This window comes from Dictyobacter halimunensis (genome assembly GCF_036245075.1).
In genome coordinates this window covers 2,133,805-2,150,519 of record NZ_BSRI01000002.1, presented here as the reverse complement: position 1 = coordinate 2,150,519, position 16,715 = coordinate 2,133,805, and the positions used below count along the sequence as shown (strand labels likewise).

The window sequence follows — 16,715 nt, the reverse complement described above, 5'->3', positions numbered from 1 at the left end:
TTACTACCATACTCGATTTAAGACCGTAGCTAACTGTGCACTAAATCAGCACAGCAGTTGCGAACGAAACGAAGCGGATACATAGATTTTAGTATGCTTGAAACTATTAAAATGCTGGCCGAAATTTTTCGCGCCCAGCATAAACAACTCTATATTGTTGGAGGCACCGTACGTGATGGCCTGCTGCAAAGGGGGCAGTCAAACGACGGTGACCTGGCAACGGACGCCCGGCCCGAGGAGATCAAGCGCCTGGTGGCTCCAACACATCCAACTGCCGTTGTCCTGGTAGGAGAGCGGTTTGGAACCGTGCGTCTCCACTATGAAAACAGCATCATTGAAATCACCACATTTCGCTCCGAACGCTATGATCCAGAGTCGCGTAAACCCGAGGTTTGTTTCGGGGATAGCCTGGAAGAAGACCTGGCGCGCCGGGATTTTACTATCAACGCCCTGGCGTGTGATCCGCTTACTGGTCGCATCATCGATCTGTTTAATGGTCAACAAGACCTGGAGAATCATGTCCTACGGGCCGTCGGCGATGAGCCAGATAAGCGCTTCAATGAAGATCCGCTGCGGTTATTGCGTGCTGTCCGTTTCGCCGCGCAGCTCGACTTTGAGATCGACAGCGGGACGCGAGCAGCGATTGTAAGGCAGGCCAGCACTCTGCAGAAGATTAGCCGGGAACGTATTCGCGATGAGATGAATAAGTTGCTGCTTTCACCACACCCCGCCAAAGGCCTCGACCTGCTGGTGGGACTGGGTTTGATGGAATGGATCATTCCAGAGGTGATGGAGTTGCGCGGCGTCAGCCAGCGTCCCACGACTGGCCGGGCCAGCAAAGATGTGTATATTCATGTGCTACGTGTGGTTGAGCGCTCCTCCGCCCGCCCGGTAGCACGCTGGGGAGCACTGCTCCACGATATCGCCAAGCCACGCACCAAGGTCGTTGAAGATAATAAGGTCCATTTCTTCGGCCATGAAGATGTAGGTGCGCACATGGCGCGCGACATTTTGAAGCGTCTGCACTTTGACCGCGAATTCATCCATAATGTCAGCCAGGTAGTCAAACTGCATATGCGGGCCAACGCTTACGCATCCGATTGGACGGACGGCGCGGTGCGCCGGTTGATGCTGGATAGCAGTGATATCTTACCCGATCTACTGGACCTCTCGCGGGCAGACATTACCAGCTACCGTATCGATAAGGTCAATCGGGCCGCCGCACGTGTACAGGAGCTCGCCGAGCGCTGCCAGCATCTGAAAGAAGAGGCCGAGCGCGTCCCCCTGCGCAGTCCTCTTGATGGCAATGAGCTGATGGAACTTTTCGACCGGGGGCCAGGCCCCTGGCTACGTCCCCTGAAGGACCATCTCTTAAGCCTGGTCATTGACGGCGCCCTGGCGGCCGACGACAAAGAGGAAGCCACCAGGATCGCCAAAAAAATTATGAATGAACAACAGTAAAGCGAAGGTTATACAATAGTATGCGTGTAGAAACGGATTTCGTAACCCATCCCGGATGGTGGTCTTCCACTGATTATCCGGTACGAGAAATGCAGCGCCTGGCCTTTTTAATTGATGGCCGCATGACGATGCTGGAGATGTGCCATCGCTTCCTCAGCGCGCAGAAGACGATCTACATCGCGAGTTGGGGTTTATCGCCCGACTTGCCGATGGTCAGGGGGAAACATCACCGGGCGGGAGAAGATGGCTCGCCTGAGCAAGAGGATCTTCTAAGTTGGTTACGTGGCAAAGGCTTATCCGAGGCCGATATCCAATTCTGGCAGAAATGCGACACGCTAAGCGTGGTCAATGTTCTGGGCTATGCCGTATCCAAAGGAGTCGATGTGAGGGTAGTACTGTGGGATGCCCTCTCTATCCCCTTTCTTGCCGGACCCAAACAGGTGAGGGAGGCTCTAGAGGCGGTTGGCGTTCAATGCCTGCTTGATGATAGCCACATGACCATCAAGCATCCCATCGCTTCGCTGCATCAGAAGGCCATCACGGTCGATAGCCGCATTGCCTTTGTGGGCGGCATCGATCTGATGAGTGAGCAGGACGGTGAGTACGACCGCTGGGACACCAAGGGCCATATCTACGATAACCTGTTGCGAGTACGCAAAAATGGCAAGCTCTCCCATGGCTGGCACGATATGCATCTGACCTTTGAGGGTCCAGCCGTGGCGGACGTCGAGGCCAATTTCTGCCAGCGCTGGAACGATGTGCTCAAGCGTCGCGATCCAGGCTTCATGGATCTTTTGCCCGCGGCCGCGCCTGAAGATCTGCTTCCCCCGGCGCGGGTTGAGAAGATCCAGATGCAGGTCGTGCGCACGATTCCCCGGGACACCTACTCGTTCGCGCCAGATGGGATTGCTACCATCCTGGATATTTATCAGAATGCGTTTGCCCAGGCGCAACGCTCTATCTACCTGGAGAATCAATATTTATGGCGCCGCACCTACCTGGGATTGGAGACGCCCCTGGTGAGCCTGCCCACCGAGGTGATGGAGCAGTTATTTACTTCGCTGGCCGAGGCCCTCAACCGTGGTGTCAGCGTCACTATGCTCCTGCCGGACAACCCCAACGTGGGCCGCGACTTTACCGATGACGGTCTGAAATTTTTGTGGGACCTTGCACCGGAGGCGGTGACATCTGGTAAACTGCAGGTATACACACTGGCTTCATCGGTCCAGAAAGAAGAAGTGATTTATTATCGTCCAATCTATATCCATGCCAAGCTTGCCATTATAGATGATCAATGGGTTACAATAGGATCGGCCAACCTCAACAACCGGGGAATGAGGGACGACGCCGAGCTCAACGTTGCTCTGCTGCATCCGACCATGGCGCGCGGGCTGCGCGTTCTCCTGATGGCTGAACACCTCGGCCTGACACACGAAGACACGCTTTTTCGTGTAGTTGAAACCATGGGTCATCTCGATCCGAGCAAGCAACTGAGAGAGATGGACGCCAGTTTGCAGGCAGAGTGGCAGCGTTTGCAACAACTGGTGGGAGAGCCCGAGGATGCGATGGCGTTACTGGCTCGGCAGGCTCAAAAAAATTTAGAGGCTGTACGTGCGCGCCAGCGGCTCTCAGGCCATATTGTCCCTTATATCCGGCATGATTTAGCAGAGGTATATGGGATAGAGGTAGGTGCCGCCAACGGATGGCTCACGCATCTAAACGACGGGGATATCCCTTTTGAGAAGAACAACCCTGATGACACGCCTGAAGAGCGGGCCGCAGAGGTTCCGGCGCCCTAGAGAGAAACAGGAAGCCGACAACGTTAGCCACAGTGCAAGAAAGAGGTTTTTTATATGGCAGATAATAACACATCGGGGGGTAAAAAGGGACCGGGTAAGCAGAATACGTCCGGGATACAGAATGCGCCGGCGTCAGCGGTGAATAATAACCTGACGCCTTCGGCCGCTCGACCCACGGGGAAGCCTCGCAAAGGTCATCAGCATAGAGGGGCACGGCCAGCGGTCGGTGGTACCGCTGTGCCAGGTGCCAGGTCCATGCAGCCCCGGCAGATATCCGAGTCCAGCAATCCCCAGCAGCAACAGTACGATAGCTATAACCGGGATATGCGCCGCCGCATGGAGCGTATGGGCTATGATAATGACGAGGATCGGGCCCAAACCGCGCAGAGCCAGCGTCAGAAGCGCGTCGAACGCATCAAGCAGCGCCGGCAGCAGCAGCTCGCCCACGTCAAACGGAACCTGCCCGGCGGCAAGATTGATACCAGTCCTCGACGAGTATACTGGATGATCGCTGGCGTCGCCGCCCTGATCATCCTCCTCATCATCGCTTTCGCTGTCTGGCGCGCCACCGGCCATTAATCTTCATATAAAGCTGGCATAAAGCGGGGAGGTGCACGAGGGCCGGCCAGGCCCTCTTGCCGGGGGTGTGGGGGCGTCTCCCACCAATCTCCCTTCCCCTCTCCCCGCCGCAGGCGGGGATACATTATTTCTTACCAATAAATATCCCTCGGGCATAAAGTGAGTCCTTGACGTGTTATAATAAATAAAAAAAATGGCGTAAACTTGTGCATACATCCTTGTTATGATACACTTCAAATGGCAACGTATTGCCTGAATATGGCTTTTACTCCTGTGGTAGAGGCAGGAGTGGAGATAGATATAAAAAAAGCACTTTTTATTGTTTAATGTTGTGGATAGGAGGTTGTTTATACCTTGACAACAGAAAAAGTTCGACTTGTCCCGCTCGGTGGGCTGGGAGAAGTTGGCAAAAATATGATGGTCGTAGAGTATGGTGAAGACATCATCATTGTGGATGTAGGGGTGATGTTCCCAGACGAGGAGATGTTTGGGGTTGACCTGGTAATCCCAGATACAAGCTATCTGGCGGATAAAAAAGACCGTATTCGTGCTATTCTGATCACCCATGGTCATGAAGACCATGTAGGTGCCCTCCCATATGTTTTGCCGATGCTCGATTTCCCCCCATCTTTGCAACCCGCCTGACCCAGGGGTTGATCAATGTGAAACTGAAAGAGCACCGTTTACTGGATAAAGTGTCCGTGACCGCTATCGCTCCTGGCGACCAGGTAGAGCTTGGTTCCTGTTTCGCAGAGTTTTTCCGGGTTAACCATAGCATCCCTGATGCCATTGGTATTGTACTTCACACGCCGATTGGTGCCGTCGTTCATACGGGCGACTATAAGTTTGATTATACTCCTGTGGATGGCAAACCGGCCGACCTGGGTTTACTGGGAAAGATCGGTAACGATGGTGTGTTGGTAATGATGGGTGATAGCACCCGCGTTGAGTCGCCAGGCTATACACCGTCCGAGCGAGTCATCAATGATTCGTTTGATAAGATCTTCGCTAATGCGCCGGGTCGCATTCTGATTGCTACCTTTGCATCCCTGATTTCACGTGTGCAACAGGTACTGGATACCGCGCAGCGTTATGAGCGCTTTGTGGCCTTTATGGGTCGCAGCATGCAGAATAACGTGCAGATGGCCATCGAATTGGGATACCTCAATATGCCCAAGGGCATGTTGATCCGACCCGAGGACATCAATAAGTTTAATCCGGAGCAGGTGGTGATTGTCTGTACCGGTAGCCAGGGCGAGCCAACCTCGGCGTTGACACGTATCGCTAACCAGGACCACCGCCAGATTCGCATCCAGCCAGGGGATACCGTCATTCTGTCCGCGACCCCGGTTCCGGGCAATGAGAAGATGGTGCATCGCACTATCAATAGCCTGTTCCGGCAGGGGGCCGAGGTCCTCTACCAGGGCATCTCAAATGTGCACGTATCCGGGCATGGCGCGCAAGAAGAACTGAAGCTCATGCTCAGTCTATTGCGCCCGCGCTTCTTTGTGCCGGTGCATGGTGAATACCGCCAACTGATCTTGCACGCCAAACTGGCCTACTCACTTGGCATACCTGAAGAAAATATCATCGTGGCTGAAGACGGCGACATCATCGATGTCACTGAAGACTCCATTAAGCTGAAAGAGCATGTGTCATCCGGTAACGTGTTCGTGGATGGTCTCAGCGTTGGTGGTGTCGGACAGATCGTCCTGCGTGACCGTAAAGTGCTGTCGCAGGACGGCATCTTGATGGTCGTGCTCACCATCGATAAAGAGAGTGGGCAGCCACTGGCTGGCCCCGACATCGTCTCGCGTGGCTTTGTGTACATGCGCGACTCAGAAGAACTGCTTGAGAACTCCCGCCTGCGCGTCCTTGAGGCGCTCAATGGTTTTGATAAGCGTCCTCACAGCGGTTCCGACTGGTCCTTCGTCAAGGACAAGATTAAGCATACGCTCAGTGAGTTCCTCTACGAACAAACTCGCCGTCGTCCAATGATCCTGCCCATGGTGATGGAAGTATAAGAAAAGCAAAAAGGCGGGGGCCGCGTGCGGCCCCCGCCTTTTTGCTTTTGGTGCCCCTTTAGGGGCGGGCGCTTCGCGCCCGCATTTTTTAATTGAGTGGGTAGCACAAAACCGGGCAGTTGCCCGGTTTTGTGCTACCCACTCAATTAAGTTAACAGGTGGAGCAGCCGCCCGGTTTTGTGCTACCCACTCAATTAAGTTAACAGGTGGGGCAGAGATAATTGAGCGCCATAGGCGCGGCGGAAAATTAATTGCTGTGGGTGGTGAAAACTGTGCGACAGCACAGTTTTCACCACCCACAGCAATTAATTGGGCGCGAAGCGCCCATACCTGGAGAGACAAAGGTAATCCCTTACTATATAATGGAAGTAAAGTGCATTTATAATGGGAAATTGCGGCTTGAATATAGTATATCCATCGAAACGGGCCGTGTTTCCGTATAGTAATAGAGAGTCTGATGTAATCAGTAATTTGTCAGGCTGGAGACTGTTTATATTTATAGGTTGTATTACGCCCGGCAAGTGGGTCATTGATAGGAAAAACAGGTTCATGGTGGTGGAAATATCAAAGGAATTATGCGTCATAAATAGATTCTACATCGTTCTGTCAGCGAACGTCCGAGCTATCTTCTATTGCTTCTGTGGAACATTTGGGCTATTATACACTTGTCTGACTCTTAGAAAAGGAGGGAACCAGCAACATGGCAGCCAGCGATCGCAAAGCAGAAGCGAGGCGTAAGGGCGATAGGGTCGTGCCAAGCCTCGATCGTGGCTACTCGCGCGCTAGCCGAGCTGTTGGGGGACAAGGTTCAATAAGCTCGCAACGGGTTGAACAGCGTTCGAACTCTGCGTCGTCAAAGCAGGGTTCGCGCAGTAGTGGGAGTGGTGGTGCGTCAAGACAAGCTGTACGCGGCCGCCAGGATGCTGGGGCCCGGGGGGAAAGAGCACTGGTAAGTCGTCATCTTCCCGTTCATCCAGGTCTTCACGAACTCCTTCAGTACCCAGTGATGCCAGAGGTGGATCATTCATCCAGTTTATACTGGATAAGTGGAATAGTTTGTCTCCAAATCAACAGCAGCGCATTTCTAGTTCATTATTACTTGTATTATCTTTACTTTTATTCTCGTCTTTGACTGTTCTTAGTTCGGCACCGATTTGGAGCAATATCGGCAAGTTCTTTCTGGTCTTTCTTGGCTGGTCGGCATATGTGCTGTCGTTTGGCTTTGTGCTGTTCGCGGTGACGCGGCTGTACGAGAGTTTGCGCAATGAGAAATTGATTCGCAATTCGATGGTATTTGGCCTGGTGGTACTATGCCTGCTGGTGCTGCTGGAGAGCCGCTTGATTATGGGTCCGCTCACCGCCGGCGCGCTGGCTGATGTGCTGGCTATGCCGTTCCAGGGCTGGCCGCCAGCGGTCGGGCATGTACTGGTTATCGGACTTATCCTGGTGGTGACGATTTTTACGTTCCGCATTACTTTTGCCCATGTGATGATGGTATATCGCTTTATCGAGCGCATTATCGGCGATAGCCCTCGTGGCGAAGATGATTACGATGAGGAGTCCGAGGCGGCCCCATCGCGTTTTCTGGGCCAGCGGCCACAGTTCAGCCGCTATAGCGCGGCCAGTCGAGCGGCTCTGGATGATTCCGAGGATATGGATGAGCCCGAGGCTGAGCTGGAGCTGCCATCGACGCCTTCGCGGCGGCAACTGGCATCGCGTGCCGGCAAGGCGCCCCAGGCGGCTCGTGCCTCGAAGCAGCCACAGCCGGCGGCCCCATTGGTGGACGAAGAGATTTATTACGATGACGGTTTCAACAGCTACGATGACTATAGCGATAAGACAATCGCTATGGAGCCCGAGCAATACGAGTACGAAGACGAAAATTATTACTTTGATGATGAGGATCCGCTAAACGATATTAATTTGCATAAGCACCATGTTAGCATGGTGCCGCGAGGCGTTCATGATCCGCAGCCATTAGATATCACAGATCATACAGGGGCGACGCGGGGAGCGCACCAGCAGGCGTTGTCATTTGATGACCATCAGGGATTGACATTTGATGATCATAATGATCAAACCGTGATCGATGATGATATCGTGCTCCAGCCAGCACCGGGAAATGAGCCCTTATTGCTGGAGCCAAATCCCCGCGACTCTGGTAGAAAGATTCGCCAGGTAGCGCCCAATCCACCAGTTGTGGCGCCCGCCCCGGTACAGCGGCAGGCCAGCGTAGCCATGCCCGTGATTCCGCCCGCCCCCAAATCGAGGTCTGGCTCGAAAAAGATGGCCAATGCCGTGGCCAGCATGAATACGCCGAATATCAAGTCCAGCTGGCAGCCGCCGAAGCTGGATGTGTTACAGGCGCCCGATAATGCCAAGCAGCAGATCTACTCCGAGGATACGGCGGCGCTGGCCAAATTGATTCAGGATACGCTGCGCAGTTTCCGTGTGGAGGCCGATGTACGCGAGGAAGATATCAGCATAGGCCCAACCATTATTCGCTTTGGTATTCGTCCCACGGGCCGACCACAGATGATCGTGGATGAGATGAGCGGCAAGATGGTGCCGGTGCGTGACGCTTCGGGGCAGATCGTATACGAGACGCGTACACGGGTCAGCCGCATCATGGCTTTGCAGAACGATCTGGCCCTGGTGCTGGAGGCCAAGACCATTCGTATGGAGGCACCTGTGCCTGGCCGTCCTTACGTTGGCGTTGAGATTCCCAACAAGAATAGCCGTCTGGTCATGTTGCGCGAGGTACTGGAGAGCAAAGAGTTCCAGGCTGCTAATGCCAAGTCCAAGCTTTCGATTGGCCTGGGCAAAGACGTCGCGGGCCAGGTCAGGGTGGGCGACCTGGCCAAGATGCCGCACCTGCTGATCGCGGGTGCCACGGGAGCCGGTAAGAGCGTGATGATCAACGCTATTATCGCCAGTATCCTGATGCAGTCCACACCTGATGACGTGCGGCTGCTGATGGTGGATCCCAAGATGGTGGAATTAAATATGTACAATGGCATCCCCCATCTGCTCTCACCGGTCGTAGTAGAGGTCGAGAAAGTGGTTTCCCTGCTCAAAAACGCCATTGCTGAAATGGAGCGCCGCTACCGGCTCTTCTCACAGCTTGGTGTGCGCAATCTGGAAGGGTATCGCAAGCTGCGCGCCCAGAAGTTGACGCAGGGCGACACCAGTCTAAACAATCTGCCTGCCATTGTTATTATCATCGACGAGCTGGCCGACCTGATGATGGCGGCGCCGGAAGAGGTTGAGGGCATGATCTGTCGCCTGGCACAGCTGGCCCGCGCCACCGGCATTCACCTGGTGGTCGCCACCCAGCGTCCATCGGTCGATGTCATCACGGGCCTGATCAAAGCCAATATTCCGACCCGTATTTCATTCATGGTCAGCTCAGCGGTTGACTCGCGCACCATTATCGATATGGGAGGCGCTGAGCGGCTACTGGGCCGTGGAGATATGTTATACCTGCCCGCCGACGCGGGACGCCCTGAGCGCATTCAGGGTGCGTTCCTGAGCGATGATGAGGCCCAACGCCTGGCCGACTTCTGGCGTCAGCAGATTGTGCAGCATGCGCTGGCCCTGGGCGTTGATCCCCAGGCCGCCAACGAGCAATCGCAGGCCGAGCCCGGCTGGGAACTCAAAGTCGAGCATCCCGACGAGTTTGAACTTGAGGATGAATTGCTGGACCGGGCAGAAGATGTTGTGCGTGAGCAGGGCCGGGCCTCTATCTCGCTGCTCCAGCGGCGGCTCAAGATCGGCTACTCGCGTGCCGCCCGCCTGATCGACCTGTTAGAGCAGCATGGCATCATCGGCCAATCGGTCGATGGAGGACGCGCGCGCGAAGTCTATGACCATGGTGCACGTGGCGGAGGCGATGGACATAGCCTGGCCGATGAGGCCGACGACATTATGGATGAGGAGAAGGCGCGCAACGAGTTCCTGCGCAACCAGGCTTCGCGCTTCTCTCATAATCCACCGCCCATCGACGATGACGAAATGGACATGTAGATAATCCAGAAGCAAAAAGGAAGCTCACAGGGCGCCATGGCGCCCTGTGAGCTTCCTTTTTGCTTCTGGATGTAAAGACCACTAATGGACCGCGCCGCTTTTTTGCTCTCTATCGCAGTTGTGACTGCTGCTCCCAGTACAGCATGGGCACTGAAGAGAGGTTCAATGCCGTATTATAGTCTATCTCGTCTTGATCGGTGGTGGGCGGCTGTATGGCGGCATCCGCTAATTTCTGGGTTGGCAGATGAGAGATCACCGTATGTTGTAGATCAGCCAGTTTTCTGACCATACCGTATACAATGGGTTCTTTATGCTGTAAGTTAGTTGTTGGCAGAAATTCATATAGTTGCATAGTTCTTATTTCCCTTTACCTGAATGGCAGCCGCGCAGGCTGTCTGGTTTTTGTTTCTCGTGATATTAATAGTGTAAAAGGGAAATGTTGGAATTTAATTGCAGAGATGTCTCAACTGTGTCGCAAGTTTTTAATATGTGGATGAAAATCGGGGGTGCTCTGCACCCCCGATTTTCATCCACATATTAAACGCCATATGGTGTTGGGTTGGTGGGGGTGGATGCCCGGGCCTCTTCTTCTAATTCCTTGAGAATTTTTTTGTCCTGTTTGCTGCTGAGGTCGAGCCTGGCGAAGAGATCGGGGCGGCGCTCGCGGGTGCGGCGAATGGCTTCTTTGCGGCGCCAGCGCTCGATGTTGGCGTGGTGGCCCGAGAGCAGCACATCAGGGATGCCCCAGCCGCGGAAGATGGGCGGGCGCGTATATTGGGGATATTCCAGCAGGTTATTGCTGTGGGATTCGTCGGCGGCCGAGCCCTCGGTCAGGACTCCGGGCTGCAGTCGGCTGACGGCGTCCACAATGATCATGGCCGCCAGCTCGCCGCCGGTCAATACGTAGTCGCCGATGGAGATCTGATCGGTTACCAGGTGTTCGCAGACACGTTCATCGATGCCTTCGTAGTGGCCGCAGAGGAGGGTGATGCGCGGCTCCTGGGCCAGTTCGCGGGCGATCTGCTGATTAAACAGCCGTCCCTGGGGCGTCAAATAGATGATGGGTCCACCCTGGTGGACCGCCTCAATGGCATTGAAGATGGGATCGGGCTTCATAACCATGCCGGCCCCCCCACCATAGGGATAATCATCGACCACATGGTGGCGGTCGGTCGTCACGTCGCGAATATTGTGCAGAGCGATACTCAAGAGATCTCGCTCCTGTGCTCGTTTCAGAATACTTTCCGTAAATGGACCCTGAAACATGGCGGGGAAAAGCGTGAAAATGTCGAAATGCATGTGTCTACTCACCTCTACGTATATGTGTTACAATAACACCGTTGCCTCGTACTGGCAAGTCTATGGCCTGGATGCAAAAAGCTTTTCGGACGTATACCTCGTTCCTGGAAAGACCAGTTGATAATTTTCCACCGCGGAGTCTGTTATGTCTTGGTCCCAGCCGCAGCACGTAGAAGATCCTCTCGATCAAATGACGGTTCTGGTGGGTCGAGCGATACAATTGCTGCGTGGCGAGTCGGGTGTGTTTGTGGTCTCAAACGAGGCGTTTGACCCACAGAGTAGTGCTGAATATACACTGTATCATTTAGATAAGGATGCCGTGCCGTTTCTACTGGCCTATGTGCAGGAGAGCATGCAGCCGAGCACATTGCATCCTCTCGTTGTAGAGACGATACCACCAGAGATTGCCAGGCAATTGGGATTGGCGGAAGAAGTGGTAGAGGGGCGGGGGATTGAATGTTGCTCGCTGGCCCTGTATGATGAAGCGGGCCCACTTGGAACTCTGTATTTCTTGCGCCTGGCCACGCGGCGTTCGTGTTTTGAGCGTTACAGCGGTGATGAAGATGCTGATCAATCGGCGCTCCACCTGTTCGCGACTCAACTCGCGGGTAGCCTGCGCTTCGCCCTGCATTCTCAGTCCCTGGTAAAAGAGCAGGGTCGCCTGGCTGCTATCTTTGAATATAGTACCGAAGGTATCCTGACGGTTGATAACGCTCTACGCATCATCGATTTCAATCCCGCCATGGAACGTCTGACCGGATGGCGCGAAGAAGAGGTACTGGGGCAGTTCTATATTAAAGTGCTGCGACCAAAGGATCGGCAGGGCAACGACCTGGGATTGCAGGATTCGGCGGTCCTGCAGGCGTTCGCGGGCCAGGAGGTGGTCAATCGCGAGATGGTTATCAGCGCCCGCGATGGGCAGCGCTTCACGGTCGCGATCACTGTCTCCTGTGTCCGTTCCGCGCGTGGAGAGCCTATGAATGGTATCTTAAACGTGCACGACCTGACGCGTGAGCTACAGCAGGAGGAGCAACGCTCAACCTTTATCTCTGTTATTTCACATGAATTGCAAACGCCGATCGCCATCATCAAGGGGTACGCATCTACGCTGGCGCGCGCCGATGCCCGCTTTGATAGCAAGACCATTAGCTCGCGCCTGGTGGCGATTGAAGAAGAGGCGGACCGCCTGAACAAGCTGGTGGGAAACCTGCTGTATGCCTCGCGCATTCAGGCGCATGGATTGCAGATGGACATCACCACACTCGACCTGGATAATCTGATTCGCAGTATGGCCCGGCGCCTGCGCGCCAAACATCCCGAGGTCAAGATCGAGCTTGCGATCCCTCCGCATCTACCGGCCGTCATGGCCGACCGCGAACGGATCGAAGAAGTGCTCCAGAATCTGCTGGATAACGCCGTCAAGTACTCACCAGGTGAGGCGGAGATTACCGTTGCCTGCTATGCAACCGGAGAAGAAGTGATTGTCAGCGTTAGTGACGCAGGCATGGGCATCTCGCTGCGTGAGCAGGCGCAGATCTTTGACCGTTTTCACCGTGTGGGAGAGCCACTTTCCCAGGCGACGCCCGGAGCGGGTCTGGGTCTGTACATCTGTAAAGCGATTATTGAGGCACATGGAGGGCGCATCTGGGTCGAAAGCACCCTGCGTCAGGGTTCAACTTTTTCGTTTAGTTTACCGCGTGAGGAGAAAGCGCCGTTGCCGATGGTGGTTTTTTGATGATGGAACAGGAAGTATTTGATCAGCGTGACATGACTATTTTGATCGTGGATGATGAGCCGCGCATCCGCGATCTTGTGCGCATGAATCTTGAACTGGAGCACTATCGTGTGCTTGAGGCCAGTAACGGTATAGAAGCTTTGGATGAGCTACGCGAGAATCTGCCCGACCTGGTCGTGCTGGACGTCATGATGCCGGAGATGGACGGTTTTGAAACCCTCAAAGCCATTCGCGAAGTCTCGACCGTCCCGGTGATCATGCTGACGGTACGGCAGAGCGAGCAGGACCGCATCCGTGGCCTCGACCTGGGGGCCGACGACTATATCGCCAAGCCCTTCAGTCCCCGTGAGCTTTTATCGCGTATCCGAGCGCTCCTGCGCCGTTCCCTGATGGCTCCTCCATCGCGCAAAACCGAGATCGTGGTTGACGATGACCTGACGATCGATTTTGCTCGGCGTGAAGTCATTGTGCGTGGACAGAAAGTCGTCCTGCGGCCAACCGAATACCGGCTCCTCTATCACCTGGTCAGCAATGCTGGCCGCCTGCTCACACACGAAACATTGCTATCAAAGGTCTGGGGACGCGAGTATCGCGATGAGTCGCACTACCTGCGTCTCTATATTACTTATTTGCGTCAAAAGCTTGAGAAGGATCCCGCGCATCCACAATACATTCTGACCGAGCGTGGCGTCGGATATCGCTTTAAAGCCTTAGATGATTAACAGGAGAGCATTGCTTGATGAACAAGAAGGAACGCGTAGATGCAGTCCTGCGTGGCGAAAAGGTCGACCGGGTTCCCGTCAGTGTATGGGGACACGACTATGAGCGCGAATGGGGAGTGCAATCCTTATCTGAAGCGGTCGCCGAAAACTTCAATCGCTATGACTGGGACTATGTCAAGGTAAATCCACGGGCCTCCTACCTGGTTGAAGGCTGGAAGGCCAGGTATCGATCCTCGGGCCACAAGTTTCAGCCACCCATCTGTGAATATACACCTATTACGAGTGCGTCGGACTGGAAGCGCATTCGTCCGCTGGAGCCGGACCAGGGTGCGCTGGGCGAGCAACTGCGGGTCCTGCAACTGGTGAACCACGAAGTTGGCTATGATGCCTACTTTGTCCAGACCATCTTTTGTCCCCTCGGCGTCGCCCGTTACCTGGCCGGTGACAACAATCAGCCCGTGCTCTTAACCATTCGTGAAGATCGGCGCGCGCTGCATACCGCTTTACGCACCATTACCGAAACCCTGATCAACTATGCTATCGCCTGCCTGGAGCAGGGCGCGAGCGGCATCTTCTACGCCACCAATGGTTGGGCCAGTCAGGGACTGCTCACGCAAGACCAGTATCGTGAATTTGGCGAGCAGTATGATCTTGAGTTCCTGGACGCCATCAAGAGTCGCAGCAAGTTCAACATCCTGCACAACTGTGGATCGCACATCTACTTCGACCTGCTGTCTTCCTATCCTGTGCAGGTGCTCAGCTGGGCGCCCGAATTGGAGGGGAATCCTGATCTGCGCGACGGCCGTCTGCGCAGCGGCAAAGCGGTTATGGGTGGCATCAATGAGCGCACCACCCTCAAGCAGGGGACGCCAGGCCAGATACAGGATGAGATTGGCGCGGTGCTAGAGCAGACAGGGGGGCAAGGATTACTGCTGGCGCCCGGCTGTGCTATCGCGCCTGAAACACCCGTTAAGAACCTGGAAGCCGTGCGCCGTGCGTTATCTTGACACTTGCTGATGCATTCGTTATACTTCCTCATAATTCTCAACGGTGAATTGGACGTGTGGCGTACGTGGTTTAAAATTCGAAACCTGTCTTACTATTTGCTCTAGTGAGAAGTCGTCTCGTTGGCGGCGTGATCTGGTTAGAGATAGCTGAGAGCAGATAGAATTTTTTCCCCATCCTGGCTAATCAGTAGCGAATTATGCCACAGTGGGGGCGAAAAATGTTGTATAGTAGTATCTAATAAATAGCAGAGAAGGCCGTACATCGCGCTGTAAAGCGGGAGTGGCGGGGGAGGGGGCGGAGCGCTCAAAGCGCTCAAGGTGCATGTATCCCCACCTTTCTGTGAACAACACAATAAGTGCACTCGCGCCGCACTTTGGTGGTAATAGAGAGGGTATACCGCGAGCAATGGAGCGATATAGAACAATGCGGGCCTATTCGGCAGGTGGCGTTGTGTTTCGCCTTGCTCCTCTGCTCTCTCCTGACAGAGACTTCACACAGAATCATAGCGAGTCCGGGTATAACGGTGAAGGATTCGATAAGATGGTATCTATGGAAGTAGTGCTGGTGGGGCGTAGCCACGCCGGTATCTGGGCCTTACCCAAGGGGACGCCTCAGCCAGGCGAGACAATCGAGCAGGTGGCAGTACGCGAGGCACAGGAAGAAACAGGCCTGCAGGTACAATTGATTGCTTATATCGGGAGTATCTCGTATTCATTTGTACGTGAGCAGGTGCGCTATCACAAACAGGTGCGGCATTTCTTACTAGAAGCAGTGGGTGGTGATACCGCATTACATGATCAAGAGTACGATCTTGTACAGTGGTTCTCCTTACAGGAAGCCAGTCGCCGCCTGACGTATCAGAACGAAGTGCATATTTTATCCCAGGCCCAAGAAATGCTACAGCGCTGGTTGCAATATCGGCAACAGGAAGGGCAGAAGTAGCAATATGCAAGAATACCAGCCCCGCTTTAAATTCGCGAGACGTGTACTCTTCCCCTATACCGGTGAAGAGCCTTTGACTCGTGCACAGGAAGTGAGGGTCATTGTCTCATGGGCCACCATTTTTCCGGTTGCCCTCCTGATTGGCACATTGCCGATCGTGGCGTTATTCAGTAGCAATGCGTCTTTGCAGAAAATAGGGTTGATTCTCCTTCTGGTATTTGTTGGAGGTATCGTCATTTTTGGTCTCATGGCCTGGTTTGTGGTCTTTATGATCAATCGCTCGGCCCGCTTGTTCCAACTCCAGCGACAGAGGGCACAAAAATCTGCAGGGACCAGCGATTTCAGCGGAGGTAGGTATGGATCTTAGTGTTGAAGGCAAATCTGAGCGTATACCCCCTGGCTCGCATATCTGCCAGCTCTATAGCAAAGTGGTAGAGATACCCAGCGTGACCGCGCGCCTGCTGCGTGTGGGTCTGTCGCTCAATGAAAAATGCCTCTTTGCGGCCGCCCCGGCGCAGGTGCAAGAGTTGCGCGAAGAGTTAGAGAAACTGCAAGTTGATGTGGATGAGCTAGTCAAGTCCGGTCAACTTGTTTTATGTGAAGAGCGGGAAACGTTTCTGGCCAATGGGAAGCGCTTCGATCCCTATTTCTTGCTTTCTTCTCACCAGACTTTTATCGCGCAAGCATTGCGCGAGGGCTGGCAGGCGGTGCGTATATCAATGGATATGACCTGGCTGGCTAAAGATATCGCGACTCCAGAACAGATTCTCAAATATGAAGCAGCCTCTGATGCTGTGTTTACTTTCCAGAATGCCCCTATTATCGCTCTCATGCATTATGATCATAGTAAATTGCTGCCCAGCCTGGTGGTGGAGATGCTGAAGCTGCATCCTATCTCGGTGGTGGGTAAATATATCAAGCGTAACCCTTATTATCTCAACTCAGAACAATATATGCTCAAAATTTTGCGCATCAATAAGGATAAGGGGGGCAGAGCAATCCCGCCATGTGATGGGGGATTGCTCTGCGCATTGCAGGTCTGGCGGGCGCTTCGCGCCCGCGATTGTTTTTTATGTGCCGGTTCAGGGGGCGCTTAGCGCGCCCCCTGAACCGGCACATA

The 16,715-nt window shown here is 54.2% G+C and carries 13 protein-coding genes and 1 pseudogene; 11 read left to right on the top strand and 3 right to left on the bottom strand.

The annotated features are described in order from the left end of the window. Positions 1-93: 93 nt before the first annotated feature. The 4 genes and pseudogenes from AABA21_RS23015 to AABA21_RS22995 all read left to right on the top strand — a co-directional run bounded on the left by AABA21_RS23015 (position 94) and on the right by AABA21_RS22995 (position 5,863). A complete protein-coding gene (locus tag AABA21_RS23015; RefSeq protein WP_338253945.1) occupies positions 94-1,461 on the top strand; it encodes a CCA tRNA nucleotidyltransferase in 1,368 nt (455 codons plus the stop codon). Positions 1,462-1,481: 20 nt separating this feature from the next. After that, positions 1,482-3,260: a phospholipase D-like domain-containing protein gene (locus AABA21_RS23010; protein WP_338253944.1), complete on the top strand. Its 1,779-nt coding sequence runs from the start codon at positions 1,482-1,484 to the stop codon at positions 3,258-3,260. Positions 3,261-3,314: 54 nt separating this feature from the next. Then, positions 3,315-3,839 carry a hypothetical protein gene (locus AABA21_RS23005; protein WP_338253943.1) on the top strand — a complete coding sequence of 175 codons (525 nt, stop codon included), beginning with the start codon at positions 3,315-3,317 and terminating at the stop codon, positions 3,837-3,839. A 414-nt stretch (positions 3,840-4,253) separates the two neighbouring features. Then, positions 4,254-5,863, top strand: a pseudogene (locus AABA21_RS22995) (ribonuclease J). Positions 5,864-6,645: 782 nt separating this feature from the next. Here the strand turns inward: AABA21_RS22995 and AABA21_RS22990 are convergent. Next, the gene (locus AABA21_RS22990; RefSeq protein ID WP_338253939.1) at positions 6,646-6,891 is read right to left on the bottom strand and encodes a hypothetical protein; all 246 of its coding nucleotides are present in this window, start codon (positions 6,889-6,891) and stop codon (positions 6,646-6,648) included. 28 nt (positions 6,892-6,919) lie between these two features. Here AABA21_RS22990 and AABA21_RS22985 point away from each other — a divergent pair, with 28 nt between their 5' ends. Then, entirely contained in the window at positions 6,920-9,889 is a 2,970-nt protein-coding gene (locus AABA21_RS22985; protein WP_338253937.1) for a DNA translocase FtsK, read from the top strand. A gap of 109 nt (positions 9,890-9,998) precedes the next feature. On the opposite strand, the gene AABA21_RS22980 is transcribed toward AABA21_RS22985, so the two are convergent. Both AABA21_RS22980 and trmD read right to left on the bottom strand, forming a co-directional pair. Next, positions 9,999-10,241, bottom strand: coding sequence for a hypothetical protein (locus AABA21_RS22980; protein WP_338253936.1), 243 nt, complete (start codon positions 10,239-10,241; stop codon positions 9,999-10,001). 185 nt (positions 10,242-10,426) lie between these two features. Further along, positions 10,427-11,188, bottom strand: a complete 762-nt coding sequence (gene trmD / locus AABA21_RS22975; RefSeq protein ID WP_338253935.1) for a tRNA (guanosine(37)-N1)-methyltransferase TrmD — start codon at positions 11,186-11,188, stop codon at positions 10,427-10,429. Between the two features lie 145 nt (positions 11,189-11,333). On the opposite strand from trmD, the gene AABA21_RS22970 reads away from it, so the two are divergent. The 6 genes from AABA21_RS22970 (at position 11,334) to AABA21_RS22945 (ending at position 16,692) form a co-directional block, all read left to right on the top strand. Beyond that, positions 11,334-12,923: a sensor histidine kinase gene (locus AABA21_RS22970; protein WP_338253934.1), complete on the top strand. Its 1,590-nt coding sequence runs from the start codon at positions 11,334-11,336 to the stop codon at positions 12,921-12,923. 2 nt (positions 12,924-12,925) lie between these two features. Next, a complete protein-coding gene (locus AABA21_RS22965; RefSeq protein WP_420917211.1) occupies positions 12,926-13,645 on the top strand; it encodes a response regulator transcription factor in 720 nt (239 codons plus the stop codon). Between the two features lie 17 nt (positions 13,646-13,662). Next, positions 13,663-14,652, top strand: coding sequence for a uroporphyrinogen decarboxylase family protein (locus AABA21_RS22960; RefSeq protein WP_338253932.1), 990 nt, complete (start codon positions 13,663-13,665; stop codon positions 14,650-14,652). A gap of 541 nt (positions 14,653-15,193) precedes the next feature. Beyond that, positions 15,194-15,595 (top strand): NUDIX hydrolase, encoded by a 402-nt coding sequence (locus AABA21_RS22955; protein ID WP_338253931.1) that lies wholly within the window; start codon positions 15,194-15,196, stop codon positions 15,593-15,595. Positions 15,596-15,599: 4 nt separating this feature from the next. Then, the gene (locus AABA21_RS22950; RefSeq protein ID WP_338253930.1) at positions 15,600-15,962 is read left to right on the top strand and encodes a hypothetical protein; all 363 of its coding nucleotides are present in this window, start codon (positions 15,600-15,602) and stop codon (positions 15,960-15,962) included. Continuing rightward, positions 15,952-16,692: an MEDS domain-containing protein gene (locus tag AABA21_RS22945; protein WP_338253929.1), complete on the top strand. Its 741-nt coding sequence runs from the start codon at positions 15,952-15,954 to the stop codon at positions 16,690-16,692. Before AABA21_RS22950 ends, AABA21_RS22945 begins: the two co-directional genes overlap by 11 nt. Positions 16,693-16,715: the final 23 nt, after the last annotated feature.